The organism is Verrucomicrobiaceae bacterium, from assembly GCA_016713035.1.
GTDB lineage: Bacteria > Verrucomicrobiota > Verrucomicrobiia > Verrucomicrobiales > Verrucomicrobiaceae > Prosthecobacter.
Genome location: JADJPW010000014.1, coordinates 88,423 through 105,664 on the forward strand (window position 1 = coordinate 88,423; position 17,242 = coordinate 105,664).

Sequence of the window (17,242 nt, forward strand, 5' to 3'; positions counted from 1 at the left end):
AGATCAATACTGTCCAGGGCGGTAAGTGCGCAGTTTGCCAGTGTACGGGTCCACCTGGATGGTGTAGAAATTTTTGGGCAGATTATCCACAGTGATCTGTTGGCCATTGTCAGCAGCTAAGGTGAGGCAAGATTGTGGAAGTGCAGGATAGGTGAGCACAAGTCCCGCATCAGCTGTGGCGGTGAGGACTCGGCAACTGCTGTCTGGGAAGAATCGCAGGGCATTATAGGTGGCGTTTTGCTGGCCAGAATAGGAGCCGCCGCCAGTTTTTTGATCAGGGAAGTCATTAGCGCCAAATATGGGCGTCAAATCGGTGCTATCGTGAACGATGATGATGCCTTCGGGCACCTTCAAAAGCTGTCCCACAGCTTCTTCTTTTTCCTGAAAGGCTCCACCTCCGCTAGACTGCCCTTCAACGAATGTACCACCCACTTCGTTTCCAGTGCGAATTTTGAACATCTGGAGGGAACGGAAAGCTGGAGTGGGGGAAAGCGGCGTAGAATACTTAAAGAAGCGGACTTCGATGGGGATGTTGTTTGTCACCGCCATCTGTTGCGCTTCGGATAGGTATCCGAGCACGCTATCACCAGCTGAACTAAGCTTGGTGGACTTCATGGTGCTGAACAGGGATGGCGCGGTGAGCGTCAAAATTAGCACGATGATAGAAACAACGACCAAAGTCTCGATCAAGGTGAAGGCACTGCGTAGTCCTTTTTGAAAGTGTGTTTGCATAAGCCTGAAAGGTAATAAGGGAGAAAACGATTGGATCATTACTTGCTCCACCGCGCCTGCTTGAGTGCAATTGTGGTGGTGAAGACGCGATAGGCTATCTTGTTCTCATTGAGCAACGGGATGAGTGTATTATTGAGGTCGTCCTCGTATGATGTGGCAGTGGTGAACAAGTTTGCCATTCCGTCAGTAAGTTTGTCACGGATAGGGTTGTTCGGGATTGAAAGGGTTTCCCCGCCGCGTGCATCCAATGCCACCATGGTGACTTTGAGCAGAGGTGGGAGCAGGTGCTGTGCGCCCTGCGGATTTGCGGCAGTGGGACCGACGATGGCCGTGGAATCGTATGCATAGCTTGGCGCGATGGCAGTCGTCGGAGTCGTGCCAGCACCTATGCTGTGCGTTTGCGGGGAGATGATGAGAGTCAGAATGTTTTCAGCCACTGGCCGGGTGAATGCTCGTGTCGCTACTGTTTCGCCCTCAGTTTCGACTCCCTGCTCCCTTGCGTCACCACCGTCAGGGTCTGTGGAGAGAAACCATTGTTTAGAGTTTTCTGTGATAGGGCGCAAAGCTTCGTCATAGATCCTATTTTGTTCAGCGGTGGGGCTGTATTCCATGAGGCGAAAACGTGAGCGGACAGGGACATTTTTTTGAGCGAGGAAGGCGGGTCTAAAAAAAGAGTCTGTTCCCCACTCTACCCAGTATCCGCGGCCACAGAGCAGATTTACCATGCCCTGAGTATTCGCTGTCGTATCATTTTCAGGAGTTGCCACGAGGCTGGTGATACCCAAAGGTGCCTGAAAGAACACGGCGTGACCAGGATAAGTTGTTGCTGCTCCAGCTGCAAAGATAGCCCCTGCACCACCTACTGAGGGACCACAGACGAATTGGAGCTCGGATTGGCGCTTAAAATTGTCTGCACTATAAATCACGGTGCCCAATCCCGCATCACCAGAGATGTCGGTGTCAGCCTGCCAGTATGTGTTTAGAGTGGCTTGACCGATATTTTTGGTGAGAATGTCAAAGGCGAGGCGAGCCTCACGAAACTGCGATGTGTTTGAATTGGCACGGACCCAAGTACGCTGCACGAGGCCGATAAAGTTGGACACCACGAGCATCAAAATCACCAAAATGGCGACGGAAACCATGAGTTCGACAAGGGTAAAGCCCTTTCGATGATGCCTAGTCAAGGCGAGGTTGGTTTTATGGTATGACATGGAATTTGTGTTATCGTGTTTTGGCGATGAGATGATGATAGGTAATATAACTGATGCCTTCCCCCTCTGGAGCGAACTCGAAATCGGTACTAGAAGTGTTAGCCACTTTGATCACCAGCCTCGCGAGAAAGCCCTCATCTGGCGTCGTAGATCCAGGCATTGCACAGTTCTGATTAAAATCAATCTGGGCAACGTAGGCTATCTGCTTGGAATCCTCATCGACCTGCACTCCCTGGGAATCGTAATAGAAGCTCGTGAGGCCTCCTCCTGCGGCGGCACCATCGGTCTCCATGGGGTAGGCACCTAGTCCGTGCTTTGGTTTGACCACTGGCCAACTCGCGTTTTCCGCGTCACGGATGATTTGCTCCAAGATGTTGCTGTTAAAGGCTAATTGGGCAGTTTTTCGCGACATCTCCAGCCCTTCCGGCAAGAGCCCTAGGCAAGTGATGATACCCAGAGCCGCAATGGCGACGGCGAGAGCGACTTCTACGAGTGAAAAGCCCTGAATGGTGCGACCTGGATGCTGAAAGGATGTTTTCATGACGACGACAAGAATGATCGGGTGAAGGGAAAGAAGGCGTTAGGGAGCGAAACGCTTCGATTCCAGGACCTTGAAGCGGTAGTAGGTGTCCAATGGCATTTTGCCGTCGATGAATGGCCCGCCAGATGCCGCATAATCAGGAATACTAGAAGCATCATTAGGGTCAATGTAGCGCTCAAGGAGGTAGGAGCCACGGTATTCGCCTACAACGGCATCTTTATCAGGATCAAAGGTATTAGGAGCGACAGACCGCGCTTTGCGGAGGGTCTGTGAGCGGACGTGGACGCGGAAGGTATTGCTACGGGTGGTCAGTTTGGCATAAACGTTAGCATAAGCCCGCTCACGCACGTTATCGCCCGTGACACGGTGAGCACCCCAGAAGTTGTCCATTTCCTGGTCGAACTGACTCTGATTACTGGCATTACGGAGGTCTGCAACGTTGGCACTGGTGGCACCTGAGTAGCTTTTGGGCATCAGGTGTAACTCACAAATCTGTGTAGCGGAGCGAAATAGGCCCTGGGAGTTGGCAGAGGTGCCAGCCTGATGGTTAAACCGAAGATCGAACTGCCGCAGCGTGGAAGCGGCATCCACATGTCGGTGCCAATATTTGCCAGTAGTTTTTTCTTTTGTAAAGAGAATGCTACCCCAGCCTTGATCCCCCCCCCCTTTGGCGAATTCTTTGGCTGCATTGGCATCTTCCAGGGGAATGGCCGTGATAAACTCACCCTTCAACACAGCGTGCATACCGGTGGCACGCCGAATATGGGTGAACGGCATAATCTGGTAGTTCATATTGATACGACCAGCAGTCGAGAGTGGCTCGCTGATAGCGTAGGGTTCCACGACGGGCATAAAGAATAGGTCCATGGTGTAGTGGTCCGCGGGATCGTAGGCACCAGGATGAGTACTTTGTGATGGAGGACTGATGTTAGAAACGGCCGCATGCGGGCGGTAGAGCAGTGTCTGCCAAGGAGCGTATTCAATGTTCGACATGGTCTGCGGATGGCCGTTACCCGCTCCCCATACACCCGTGGGCAGAGAGCCGAACATAGCAGGAGATGATACTAGGCGATTGGGAGTCATATAGATGCCGCTTCGCCAATCTTCTGCGTTTTCATAAGTCTCAAAAAAGTAACTAGAGCGGAAAAATTTCTTAACACCGAGAAGCGTTTGATCAGCGGCGAAGAAGTTCCCTTCGTCCGGCTTGTTGATGTAAGGACCATTGCGAGAGTCTGAGATTCCTGCATCAAAATCGCCGAATGCGTTTGCCGCGATTGCCCAGTCGCGATCTGGCGGGAAATCAGGGTGATTACCGCTTTGTTTATCCATCACGTTGCCGTTTTTGTCGATGTCGTGACGGGCTCCACCTACTAACTGAAGGTCTTTATCATACATATTGGAATAGGTATTGCTCTCCCAGTCGGTATCCGAATTCATTTGCACGGCAAATAGAGCGCCAGGCTCGTAGTTAGCCTTGTGACCAGTGAAGCTATGGGCTTGGCGGAGATTGTCCCAACCCGACCTCCAGTGCGGATGCGGCATCCACATGGAGGGAGGAACCTCATCCATGGCAGCGATGATGCGATAGTCACCGACAGCCGGAACGATGCTTCTGATAACGTCGGAAGTAGAGTCGGCGATGATTGGGACTTGCTTCCAATTCTCACCGGGAATACCTACGCCGTCTACTCTGTTGTCGAGGCGCCCACGGAGGGCCTGCCTTTCGGGTGTATCACCTTTATCTTTATCATAAGGTGTGTAGTCTTGTAAAGTCGGCTGTGCCAGCCACGCCCCCTCATCTGCTTTACCATAATTAGGATTAAACCTACCATCTAATACGCCTAGAGCACCACGAAAGTTCCCGCACCAGTAGTGAGGACCATGAAAGGCACGCCAACTTGTTTTGCGGCCAAAACTATCCGTAGTGACACGGTAGGTGGGGTTTCCAGGGCCGCCCTGCTTGACTGTATTGCCATTTCCGATAGGGGAGGTAGAGCCGACCAAGTGCGGCGTGGGCACCTGGGATGCAAGCCCGTCCATTTTAATGTAAATGGTCTGGACTGGATTGGCATTTTGCCAGTCATGCGTGTCATAAATTTGTATTTTTAATGGTTCACCGGGAAAGGTGATATTCATGGGTTGGTCTCGTGGGACAGTGATGAAATCACTCACCAGAGGGTAGTTCTGGAGGGCACTATGAACGCTAGCAACGTTGGTGTCATAGTTAGGATCACTGGGCAACAAGACTTTGCCGCCACCTTGGCTGATGCCGCGGACATGGCGATTACCTGCGATAGCAGAAGGCCCAGCATGACCCCCAACGGGGTGCACGTTTTCGGAACGATAGATGTTACCGTAAGACTTCACAGGGACGGGACCCTGGGTATCAAAGATTTTGACATCGTTGACCTGGATTTGACCGATCGTGGTTCCATCAAGGACAATGGTCCACTCAGGGTTAAACTGAGTCCATCCGAGACTGGGGCAGAAAGTCTCCAATAACAGGAGCACCTGAACTCGCTTTTCATTGGGGCCGAGCGGAGTGTTTTGAGCCAAGGTCATGTTCCAATTTTTAGGATCAAAGGCAGGATGGCGGGAAGGATGGAGCTCTGGAGTTTGCGCATCACAGCCATACCATGTCATCGCTGTTTCGATGAAATCTTCACTCAGCGGTGGGAAATTCGAATACCAGACTGACCCACCCCCGGTGGACTGCACATTCATCGTGGGATAAGCGTTTGCAGGTGCGACATCTGGATCCCCACCCGTCGCCGTATCCACCTGAGGATCAAGACGGCGGGCAGTGCCGCCGCCTTTATACTCTCCAGTGAAGCTAGCAAGGCTTTCACTTGCAGCAATATCATTCAAACCATCTGCGGTGCAGATGAACTGGAAACCGATTTCAGATAGAGTGAACATACGTCCGAAACCCTTGTAGGTAGAGCCATCTGGAGCTACCCATTTGGCAGGGCTGACCTGGCCATGGCCAGGCACCGTATCTTGAGCTGAAGCTCGTTCATTGTTATCCCCCAACTGAGAGTTGATATTATTGAGAGATCTTGGGGGTTTTGAATTCCGCGGGGATGTATAGGTATGCTTGGTCCTTACCAGATCTTCACGTAAAAGGTAGCGCCCAGCTGTTTGGTCGCCGCTTGCGCTTAATACTGTTTTGATATCACCATTGTGCGAATTCCACTTCGAATTAGCGTCGTTTTTCCGGGCGAGGATGCCATCGTAGAGGTTCGTTGAGCGGATGTAGTCGAAGAACTGGATAGCAAGCTGGTTGGCATTCTTGGAACCGTATTTATTGGCAAAGGAGCCTGCGGAGCCCTGACTTAGCTTGGAGGTGGCAGGGAATTCGAGATCACTAAGCACTGTGGAGAGGTAATTGAGGAGCTGTTGATTACGCCCGAGGGTGTCTGAGGAGGGGTAACCGGCTGCACTGCCGGTGACGTCATGACTGCCGTGCTCCGAGAAGGCACGCCGGAAAAAGTAGGTACGTGAGCCCCCAGCGAGCCCGCCTGAGCTGGTGCTGCGAATGGTACCACAGAGAGCGATCATGTTATCAAAGCTCGTCCTTTTGTCATTGCCAAGCGATTCATCTGGCACAGGCCACATGCAAAGACGGGGCAGGCCATGAATGGAAAACTCTGGGGAGCGACTGTGTGCACTGAGGAAGAAGCGTGACCGCTCGATGGTATCATGATCGAACATGGCTTTTCCAGTTGGCATGAGGAAGCGTGCAGGGACACGGCCATTGGTGGCATTGAAATCATTGTCTTTGAAAAGCATCTCATCGACGCTCGCAAAGAGTCGCTCATCTTGGGCTGCGGAAACATCTAGCAGGTTTGCGGCCTGACTCTCATTGAGGAATGTATCCGTGACGAAGGGGCGGGTACCAGAGAGGGAGCCCCCGTGTGCACTTTCGGTAGCAGCTCGTAAATATTCTCTTTGATCTCCACGACCTGTGACTGAGTGAGTCCGTCAACAGCGGGGGACATGGGGTCCAAAGTGTAGTAGGGAGCGAGGACGGCACTCAAAGCAACAGTGGCGGGGTGGCCAGGGTAACGCTGGTACTCACCAGTAGCACCTGGATAGTGAGCCCAGCGCATATCACGCTCATGGTAATAGAAGGGAGAGGCGGCGAAGGTTGGCTCCGAAGCGGTATTGATGTTGATTTTGCAGGACTCGTCGTCTGTCCAGAAGGCGATGCGCCCGACGATCGGATTTTGCGGTGTCGGGGCTGCACCAGCGGAGATGAAGGTATTATTATCATCCAAGGAGCCCATAGTGCCATCCTGAAGCACGTACATCCACTCCACAGGCATGGGGAGGCGGACATCTCCGGCGTTAGCTGCGGCGTCTGGTGTGGTAGTCCTTGCCGAATAGTCCTGAGAGGCACCAGAACCTGACTCCGCCGTTTTTTTATCGTAAGAAAAACCCTCGATCTGAGTCGTACCTGGCGCACCATTGGAGGCAGCATTTTGGCCACCACTACCAGAATTATAGAAAGCACGAGGATCAATGATCGGAAAGTAAACAGCATAGCCAGCGCTGTCACCATCCGCGGCAGCACTACCAGGGCGAATGACGGGCTCATTCAGATCGACATAACGTGCAGGCTGAGTGTTCCAGGCAGATGGAGTGACGTGTGGCGGCGATAGAAGGACGGCCTCGTCTCCACCAATGACCTTCATCTGTGTACTCGAATAGAGCTTGTAGGCGGAATTGAATGACCCATCCGAATTGTATTTACGAACCATGCCAGGCTGAGTGGCATGAATGGTGCGTCCAGTGGCACCAGTCACCGTATTGTGCCCATTCTGGATCTGAGCGGTGACGATAGCGGTAGCCATATCACCGAGCTGTTTGGCCGAGCGGGCATTCACAAAACTCTGCGTGGCCTTGTATTCACGGCGAGTCACTGAGAAGATGGCGATGATCAGGATGGAAATCAGCGCCAATGCCGAAATGACAATGACTAGAGCCATGCCACGATCACGGCGAGCCAAACGGAGGAGTGTTGCGAGTTTCATGAGGACGAAATAAAAGAATTATTGGCGGAATTAATGGCGAGCGTATGAAATTGGCGAAAAATGATCAAGGCATTTATTATGTATTTACATGATGGATTTGACGCCATGGTCACATAAATGCTCAATCTCTGTAGATTTTTACCTTTTTGAGGGGCGACGACGGCGGAAGCCCAAGGCGAGAAAGCCAAACAGGAACATCAGTACCCGCGAAGGCTCAGGAGCCACGAAAATGACACCTGTCGTATAAAGAGCACTGATATCCCACATCTGGCCGATAGAGCTGAGATCTGGTAGATAGCTGGGGTCATTGACCATTGTTCCTGTCAGTCCGGTAAACTGGCCTATGGGGTTCACTGTGCCCCAGTCGATGATCTTCCAGGAGTCTCCACTCACAAAGGTGGAAGGGGAGAGCCCATTGATTTCTGAAACCTTCAGGGTAGCACCAGTAAGGTTCACCGTCTGAGTGCCCGTGGTGGTGAGCTTGAATAAATCGTTCTCTGGGAGCGTATTTCCAGCCTGATTGAGAAGCAGGTCGAGCTTGAGGGTGCCTGCAAGATTGAGATCGCTGCCGTTTTGCAGGCTGATCTGGAGCGTCTCCGCCGTGAGCGAACCCTCCGTGCCGACACTGAGGAAAGCCCCCGAGTTGACATTGATGTCCGCACCTGCTGCAGGGGCAATAATACCATTGCCGCCGAGTGTAGCTTCAGAGAGCACCGTGACAGAGCCCTGTCCCGTGCCAGAGCCAGAGGTATTGGTGACAAAGAGGCTGCCTTGGTTGACAGTCGTACCGCCAGAGTAGGTATTGGCTGCGGCGAGAGTGGCCGTGCCTGTTCCGACTTTCATAATACTCAACACGTCGTTAGAGCCGGATTGTGGCACAGCTTCGGAAATGATACCTGTGAAGCTGATGCCTGCACCAGTGGCGGTGGATTCCACACGCAGCGTCTCAGCCGTGTCAGCAGTGAGTGCATATTGATTTTGCAGGGTAATGGGGCCGGAGAGCGTGACAGGAGTGGCAGAGGAGATGGTGGTGGTGCCAGCGAGAGTGCCATTGCCATTGATGTCGATTGCCTGTGGCACTGAGGTCACACCGGAAGCGACGCTAAGACGCACATTCTGCACGGTAGCATCTGCCAGCCAGTGGACAGGATCCGTGCCAGCAGCGCTGGGGCTGGTGACAGAGGGAGCCGCCATGAAGTAGGTGCCAGCAGCAGCACCGCCTGTCACAGTCACCTGCGATCCATAGAGCATATTGGTTGAGCTATTGAAATCGGTCACGCGACCGAGATTCATGGTGCCATCCGCATTGAACTGAGTGATTTGGTAAATGCCATTGCGCTCGGGGTTGTTGATCTCATCTTTGACGAGTATACGAGTGCCAATATTTGACGTGGTGAAGGTGACACCGAAGAGAGAGCTGCTGAGGTTGTAGAAACCACCAGTGCCGCTTTGAGGCGTATCGGAAACGGTGACTCCGTTGCTATCAGAGACAAACACGCCTCCAAGTGCTCCTGAATTGTTCGCAGCGTAAGTGACGCCGTCACGATCAACACCCAAAACAGAAGCTCCATTCGTCGCATAAGCCACACTGGACAGGACGGAAACAGAATCGCCCATCTCCAGCACCGCAGTGGTCGGAATCGCACCGGGAGTGGAAAGGCTCAGGGTGCCATTGCGGATGATGACAGCACCATCGACCGCTGCACCAGAAGCACCAGTCAGGGTGCCGAAGGTGTTGACGGCATTGGTTGGATCCACAGTGCCACCACCATTGATGGTAAGGCCACCTGTGCCAGACACAAGGCCACTCAGATTCACGGTGCTTGTGGAGGCCGTCTGCATCAGGACATTCCTGCCACCGGGGCGATCTAGTGCGATATCACCAGAGAACGTTGCGCCGTTCAAATTCGTCTGTAGAACACTGACTCCATCATGGTTCGCTGAACCAAAGGTGAGGTTGTTGCTGTAGATGACACCTGAAACAGTAGGACGGAATTCCAATACGGTAGCTCCATCTGTCGCGCGAGTGTCTGTGGTGGTCGCTACCGAAATCGGGGAAACGCCAAAGGCGTTACTCTGCCGACTCACGAGAGTGCCCTCAGCGAGCACGTAGCCGCCAGTATGTGCAGTATTGTTGGCCTGAAGTTCCAACACGCCAAGGCCGACCTTGATGAAGGTGCCACCATCACTTGTAAGGGTGCCCGTGATACGTGCATCAGCCGTACCAGGTGCACCAAGGCCTGAGATCACATCGACCATGCGGCATTTCCGTCCGAGATCGATGCTGTTGGCAAAAATCAGAGTCTTATCTGCATCCTGCGCACCGAGGATGAGACGATCATTGTCCGGCACGAAGCCTCCAGAGCCCCATGTCAGCGTCGCAGCCGGGGTGCTGCCACCCAAGTTCACCGTACGGTCCACTCCATAGGCCGCAAAACCACCGCTACTAGTCCAGCTCACTTGTCCAGGACCTGTGCCCAAAGAACGGTTGAAGGTCGTGATCTGTCCTGTGGCTGACATGGTATTGATGCCGAGAACACCGCCATCAAGGCGGACACTGGTGTCTGAAGGGAGGGAGACTGCGGATTCTAGCCTCAAGACACCACCCTGGAGATAAGTGTTTCCTGTGTAGGTATTGGCACCTGCCAGCACCGTAGTACCATCTCCGGTATGCACCAGATTCACGGCACGAACGGATGAGGCATTATCAGCGATCGTTGACTGAATGGTGAGAGGGCGAGCGGGGTTCCAGTTATGGATGATCAGATCAGCGGTGGCACCGTCGGAATTATTCAGACCGCTAGTGAGTGTGCCGCCAATGAAGGAGTTGTTATGCAGACCGGCGTGGGTGGTCTGGAGAATAGCGCCATTGGTAAGAGTGAGAGTGTCTGTGATATTCACCGTGCTCCGATTGAGTATGTCAATTTGGAGAGAGGCACCACTAGCTGCGAAAAGAGCATTGCCACTGAGGGTAATACTGCCACTGGTAGAATCGACTGACACGATGGTGTAAGTCTGAGCAGGATTCAGAGCGGTGGCTGTGGTGCTGACCATCATGCCTGCCTCTAGCCCAGTGGTATCGACTCCTGTGACGACGTTGCTGTTTGCAGCGAAGGTGCCTGCGCGGGAGAGGGCAGACGCATAGAGTCTCTTTGTGGTAGAACTCTGTAAAGCAGGACTGCTCAACGTCACCGTGTCGTTCACCGGATCAATCGAGAGGATTGTGTAGGTAATGGATGGATCGAGGATATTCAGCTCGCCGCGCACAGTCTGACCGACAACGAGCCCATCTGTTTCAATGTCGGAAACTGTGGCGCTACCGGCGGTGAAGGCTGCTGAGCGAGAGAAATCGCTATTGTACAAGCGGATTGTGCTGGCAGAGGCCCCTGAGGCCGTATTTCCACGGAAGGCGTCAATGCTCAAAGCTCCATCCGTAACCTCCATGTAAGGCTGCCACAATGCAATATTCCCCTGGGTCGTGTGAGCGTTAGTGCCACCGATCGAGATGTTGTCCGAGGCGACAACATTGTAACCAGAGGCATCCACGAAGGCAAAGTAGTTGACCCCAGGAGTATAATTATCTGTCGATGTCTTGTAAGTGGCGCGAGGCAGTACCACCTGCACATCTACGCCGAATTGACCGGCGAGGGTAATGGCAGCGAAACCACCTTCACCGGAATGATTTTCATTAAAAAGCACCGTGCTCGCTTTGTCGAAGAACACCTTTGATGGAGCAAATCTGTCCTGAAGATTGAGAACCGTATTGAAGGTGCCCTGGTTCGTCACTTTGATTTCCGATGCACCCTCTGTAACTCGTAACGAGCCGAGCATTGTCTGAGAGGTACTACGATCATTCGCTCCATAAATTTCCAAAGCCCCCCGCCCACGGTCAATGAGCCCACATCACTGCGCACAAATTGGTCATTGAACGTTGGATTGAGTCGAAGGGTGCCATCGAGCACATGTAGGCTCGCAATGCCATAGCTACCTGAATTGGGTGTAATAGCGCCACGAAGCTCGAGCGTGCCACCACCAAGCTTGTAGATGCTGTAATCATCTTCAGCGGAAGGCGTGGTAAAATTACCAGCCATGACGAGATGCGTATGAGGGTTTCCGATATCAAGATAGGCATCGGAGTTGACTGTGAAGCCGCGATCTGTAACGGCGCTCGTGCCGTTGTATTGGAATACGCCGCTGTTGAAGACCAAATTGGCTGCAGCATTGCGTGAGGCACCTATGTTGCTAGTCTGGTCAGCAAAAGTCATCAAGCCAGTTCCGGATACGATTGCGGGAGAGGAGAGAATGATCTCTGTGGGGCTATTGATGGCTTCAATCGTGGCTCCAGCAGGAATGCCAGGGCCGGTGATTTTTTGACCGAGCGCCACACCTGTAAGTGGAGCAGAGAGAGTCAGCGTAGCGCTACCCACGACTGTCGTCGCTGTCTGTGTGCCGCCCAAATTTACGTTGGCGGAATACGTGGCATTATCCGTGCCCGCGCTGAGGACTGGCAGACTGAGGTCCACATTATGTTCGTCCACGATACGCACGATAGTCGCACCAGCAGGGATACCGTTGCCGCTGACCGTCTGGCCGAGTGTCAGACCAGCCGTACTGGCCATCACGACGCGGGAGGCACTGGTTGTCGTCGTAGTCAGGGAGCCATTGAATGGTGTGTATGTGCCATAGGTGAGCGCATTGGTGCCAGATGCGTTCGCATCGATGTTCATTGTGAACCGGGTGCCATCGATAATCGTTTCGATGACTGCTCCGGAAGGAATGCCGGCGCCTGAAACAGGCTGTCCAGGTGAGAGACCCGCCGTGGAGAGAACAGTGACAGTGGTGCTGTTGTTTGTCGTTGTGGAAGTCAGAGTTCCATTGAGCACTGGAGTCACAGATCCATACGAATATGTGAGGCCTTGTGTGGTAGAGAGAGTGCTACCCGTAGTCAGCGTGATGGTGTTATTCGCCCCGATGGAGGCGATGGTGGCACCACCGTAGCTCAGGCTACCTCCGATGGAGGCAGAGGTCGGATTATTGATTTGCAACTGCGTGCCATTAATGATGCCTGTGATGACCGTTCCGGGAAGGACGCCAGGGCCAGTGACGGGGCTACCGACGAGCAGACCCGCAGTAGAGCCTACACTGAGCGTGGTCGATCCCGAGGCAGCAGTGGTAGCCTGCGTCGTCACTGCGGGCAGACCGCTACCTGTAACGAGCTGACCAAAAGTGAGCCCCGTGGTGTCATCCACAGTCGCAGTGCGGCCAGTAGAAACACGGATGGTGCTCAGGACGCTATTGGTGGCAAAACCTTCGACCGAGAGATTTTTCACGGTGAGCACCCCCTCATTCAAGGTCGTAATTCCCGTGTAAGTATTGGCCCCGGTCAGGATGAGATTGCCGGGACCGCTCTTGTCAAGACCATTTGAAACCGGGGTGAAGTTGAGGCTTGTGCCAGTGGCATTCGTGGCAGCACTAAGAGTGATCGTGCCGATTCCATTCACTGGATCAGTCACCGTAATGGAGCTGATCGTTGTGTTTGTGGCGATACCGGTGCCTGTCACAGCCAGCCCTGGGGCCAAATTGGCAATATTTACACCTGTGATCGAGGTTGTACCACTCGCAAAGCTAGTTGTTACCGGTGCAGGGGCAAGGTTCGCGATGGTGGCAGAGATGACCATCGGAGCAGCCGTGTTATTTTGGTAGATTTTGAGGTCAGAATTGACGCCCGCACCTGCGGTAATGCTGCCCAGACCACCCAGGATTGCGGAGTCTCCACCCATAGTAGGGGAGACTAGGATGGCACCACTTTGAAGTGTGTTGGTGCCCACCAAGTTGATGGTCATGTTGTTAGCGGCGGCATTCTGCGTCGCAAAGCGGAGCGTGTTCGGGCTGCGGTTCTCCTGGGTGCTAGGGCCGATGATATTCATGTTGGCTCCACTATTGTCGATCGTGGGATAGGCCCAATCATTGAGAACGCTGCTATCGGTATAATTATTAAAGGCACGAATGAGCTTATCCTGACCGGTAGTTACTCCAGTATCAAGAATTGCTTCATCGTAGGTGCTTTTCATCGCCCAGTCGCTCTTATTGATTGTAGCCCAGCCACCAAGGATGCCGTTCACATTATTGGTATCCGTGCTGGCGATGTCGTTGGCACTAAAGTCGATGCTACCACTAGCTTGGACTGAAATGCCGTTCATACGCAGGATGGAGGTGCCGCTTGGACGACTGATGCTGTTGTCACCAGCAGCCACCGTGACGCCGGAAACGATTTCAACATGGTTACCACCTACCAGTTCCAATGCACCACCAAGTCTGCTACCGCCGAGCACTAGAGCAGCCACATCGGAGAGCTTGGATGAATTGTTTGTCGTGTAGTTCAGCTCCAAAGTACCCGCCTGGACAGTGTGGCTCGGGACGAAGGTGGTGGGGGAATTGTTGCGCGTAGTGGTTTCCGTAACGCCTGCGAGAACCAGCCTGCCCTCACCCAATTGAGTGATGGTTCCGCCACCTGCAAAACTACCAGTGAGGGTGAGCTTCGATCCCTGTTCCACGAGGATGTTTGAGTTAGCACTTACGAGCACTGAACCAGCCCAAGAACTATTTCCAGTGCTAGTGGCCAAGGTGCCGCCAGCCAAAGTAAGCTGCTCGAGAGTATTGTAGTTCACATTCCTCAGATCAAGCGTAGCATTAAGTCCACCTAGTGCAGAGCCATTGGCTCCACCAGCGACTACCACACCCGCTCCACCAAGTTGTCCGAAAGCCCCATCGACTGTTGCGGCCAGCGTACCTGCTAGAACCATCGTCTCCCCAGAATATGAATTAGCAGAAGTGAGATTCCACAAGCCTATGCCGGTCTTTGTCAGAGAGGTGGAACCACCGATTCCATCGCCCAAAGCGAGGTCAAAAATATTTTCTCCACGATTTGCCCCACCAAGAGTGAGCGTGCGATCTCCAATGCCAGTGAACGCCACAGGCGCTGAAAGATTGTTGCTATTGTAGCCTACACGCATCACCGCCCCGAGACGGGTGCCATCCGCGTATATCCCACCCGCATTTGCTCCGGTGCCTAGAGTAAAAGAACGATCGCTCAAAGCAGTTTCCGAGCTCACGAAGCGCAGACCGCCACCATCCATCACAAGGTTGGATGGATTTTTGGAGGAGGCACCGATACCACTGGGGAAACTGCCTGAATCGTAGTTATTCACATTAATCACGCCACCGCGAATGATGGTAGGGCCGGTGTAGAAGTTATTGGCAGCTGTGAGTCCCAGAACTCCAGACCCCTCTTTAACAACCGAAAGTGTGCCACCACTCGTCGAAGCTGTATCACGGAGCGCACCGGCGAAATTGAAGCTGCTTTCCGAATTGACGGTGAGTGTTGATGCACCAGAACCATTATTGGTAATCGTGCCATTTCCTGAGAGCGAGTTCACCGTGGTGCTATACCCATTCAAATTGACCACACCGCCGTTCATTGAAAGTGCATACCCTGTGGCGGAGGTCAACGCTGTGTCACTGTGGAATTCCACATTTCCACTGGTAAGCCGCAAGACGCCTGAGAATTCATTGGTGCCACTTCCCAGGTTTCCAAGCTTCAGCGTGCCCGAATTGACCAGGATGTCTTCCAAAAGTGTATTGTTCCCCTGAAGGTCAACCATGGAGCCAAGCACACGGATGTAGCCGATCGTGTTATCCCCCGTTAAACGCATGGCGTTAAAGCCGCCATAGGTCAAATTGACGCCAGCCGTGCCAGAATCAGCTGTGACGGGCTTCGAGATGGTGACTTGGTTATTGGCCAGATCGATTGCGGTGATGACACTTCCGCTAACGATACCAAATCCATCTACGCTACTGACGGTAGAGCCGACTTCCAGAGCTCCGACGACACCTGGCTGTAACTGTAGAGTGGTGCCACCCTCCGTATAGGTGGTGCTGTAGTTGTTTGTTAACGTGGTGAGACCACCACTTGTTTCTAGGCCACCAGAGAGGTCATTATTTCCAGCGATCTCGAGCACGCCCCTATTAACTGAATCAGCTGCGAAGATGAGACGGCCCAGGCGACCATCAATGGTATTTGTGGCTCCCATGGTGAGCTTACGCCCATCAACTACAGAGATAAATCCGTCTGTCGCACCGATGGTGATACCCCGGTTGCTATCATCGAAAGAGAAACTCTGCGTCACACGCAGACGGCCACCACTCAGATAGAGCTGATCTGCCGTAAAGGCACCAGGATTGGCCCCCAGGGCATTCTCACGGCTAATTTCCAACGTGCCTTCGTTTAGATAAACTTTGCCTGTGAAGATGTTTGAGACGCCATAGTTAATGCCCACATTGGCACCCAATGAAGATGGAGCGCGGGAGAGAGTGACCTGATTCGTCGCGGGGTCGATAGCGGTGATGTAGGTGCCCGCAGGGATACTGCCACCAGACACCGCCGCACCAACGTAAAGATTGCTCACTCCAGCATTCACAGTCACCACGGGATTGCCCGATGTGTAGTTTGTGCTGCGATTACTGGTGGGGCTTAGAGAAAGTGTGCCACCACCACTCTTCACGAGTGACACTGCGTTCGCACCACTATTGGCGATGACGCTATTGATACTCAAAACACTGTTAGCAACGATCGCATTAAGTGAATAACCACCGCCTGCTCCAGCGGTAAGAATGCCATTTCCATTGATCACATGTCCTGCACGGGAGGAAAGAAGTCCACCACTGTTGATGGCCAGAGCATTGCCACCACTGATAGAAAGGGTATTGGCTCCAGTGTTTTGGAAGTTGATCGAATTGATCGTATTGCCGTTAATCGTGTAGTTCGAAGTGATCTTGACATTATTCGTAGAAATCCAACCTGAAGCACCAGTGACATAACTGGTCAGCGGGATGATGTTACCTTCATTCCCCACACTACCATCAACCGTCGCCCACTCGTAAAGACCACCCGCCGCTAATTGCACGGCCCATCCTCCTAGAATGCCATTGGTATTAGCTGCTCCACTGACTCGGATGACCGCACCATTTGACGAATCAAAAAGAACCGTGGATCCAGCCTGACGGCTCAGGGAGGAGAGCTTCAAAAGGGATGAATTGGCATTGAACATGGAGTTATCGATATAGTTTGAGCCACCCTCCAGCGTCACGGGACCCAGTGTCTCAGAGAAATTGATACTGCTTGCCTGTCCAGCCACACCGAAATTCGTGTACGTGATGCGTCCGGCATTGAGGCTGATCGGCACGTTGTCCGGCACGCGGTTTGCGACGTTGCTGGTATGCACCAACTGGCCACCACCATCAACAGAGACACTATTTTGAATATCAATTCCAGGAAGAAGATTGCCGCCGGACGTGCTTCCGTGACCAGTGACTCGGATCACGGGGATACTACCAGTGCTGTTCTCACGGATGACTCCATTTCTGCCAAAAAGGGTTAGATCACCTCCGGCGATGGTGATGGGCCCAGTGACTGAAGCCACACCACTCAAATTCAGACTGGCCCCATTGATCGTACTTTCTCCGGTGCCTTTAACGGTAATACCACCAGCGGTGATGTTCATGGCTTGAGGGACGTTCACCGTGGTTAGGTTTTCCAGACCTTTGACCACCAATCCACTGCCACCGATGCTAGATGGGACACTGAAAATGGTCACGCCGCCATCGATCACGGAGAAGCCACCACCGTAATTGACCACACTGCCGAACGACAGGTTTTGGCCGCT

General features: G+C 53.1%; 7 protein-coding genes. All 7 read right to left on the reverse strand.

Annotation, left to right across the window (positions count from 1 at the left end):
* Window positions 1-3: 3 nt before the first annotated feature.
* Window positions 4-771, reverse strand: a complete 768-nt coding sequence (gene vccD, locus IPK32_24855; GenBank protein MBK8095109.1) for a Verru_Chthon cassette protein D — start codon at window positions 769-771, stop codon at window positions 4-6.
* Window positions 771-1,943 carry a Verru_Chthon cassette protein C gene (gene vccC, locus IPK32_24860; GenBank protein ID MBK8095110.1) on the reverse strand — a complete coding sequence of 391 codons (1,173 nt, stop codon included), beginning with the start codon at window positions 1,941-1,943 and terminating at the stop codon, window positions 771-773. Before vccC ends, vccD begins: the two co-directional genes overlap by 1 nt.
* A 10-nt stretch (window positions 1,944-1,953) precedes the next feature.
* On the reverse strand, window positions 1,954-2,484 hold the full coding sequence (gene vccB, locus IPK32_24865; GenBank protein MBK8095111.1) for a Verru_Chthon cassette protein B: 531 nt from the start codon (window positions 2,482-2,484) through the stop codon (window positions 1,954-1,956).
* A gap of 39 nt (window positions 2,485-2,523) precedes the next feature.
* Entirely contained in the window at window positions 2,524-6,276 is a 3,753-nt protein-coding gene (gene vccA / locus IPK32_24870; protein ID MBK8095112.1) for a Verru_Chthon cassette protein A, read from the reverse strand.
* A gap of 47 nt (window positions 6,277-6,323) precedes the next feature.
* Window positions 6,324-7,520, reverse strand: coding sequence for a Verru_Chthon cassette protein A (gene vccA / locus IPK32_24875; protein MBK8095113.1), 1,197 nt, complete (start codon window positions 7,518-7,520; stop codon window positions 6,324-6,326).
* Between the two features lie 138 nt (window positions 7,521-7,658).
* Entirely contained in the window at window positions 7,659-11,351 is a 3,693-nt protein-coding gene (locus IPK32_24880; GenBank protein ID MBK8095114.1) for an autotransporter-associated beta strand repeat-containing protein, read from the reverse strand.
* Window positions 11,303-17,215, reverse strand: coding sequence for an autotransporter-associated beta strand repeat-containing protein (locus IPK32_24885; GenBank protein ID MBK8095115.1), 5,913 nt, complete (start codon window positions 17,213-17,215; stop codon window positions 11,303-11,305). The genes IPK32_24880 and IPK32_24885 overlap by 49 nt, the downstream gene beginning before the upstream one ends.
* Between the last annotated feature and the right edge of the window lie 27 nt (window positions 17,216-17,242).

What these genes read in the sequence shown, in the direction of transcription:
- vccB (MBK8095111.1), bottom strand. Translation starts at nt 2,484, where the DNA reads ATGAAAACATCCTTTCAGCATCCAGGTCGCACCATTCAGGGCTTTTCA.
- IPK32_24880 (MBK8095114.1), bottom strand. Translation starts at nt 11,351, where the DNA reads ATGCTCGGCTCGTTACGAGTTACAGAGGGTGCATCGGAAATCAAAGTG.
- vccA (MBK8095112.1), bottom strand. Translation starts at nt 6,276, where the DNA reads ATGCTTTTCAAAGACAATGATTTCAATGCCACCAATGGCCGTGTCCCT.
- vccC (MBK8095110.1), bottom strand. Translation starts at nt 1,943, where the DNA reads ATGTCATACCATAAAACCAACCTCGCCTTGACTAGGCATCATCGAAAG.
- vccD (MBK8095109.1), bottom strand. Translation starts at nt 771, where the DNA reads ATGATCCAATCGTTTTCTCCCTTATTACCTTTCAGGCTTATGCAAACA.
- vccA (MBK8095113.1), bottom strand. Translation starts at nt 7,520, where the DNA reads ATGAAACTCGCAACACTCCTCCGTTTGGCTCGCCGTGATCGTGGCATG.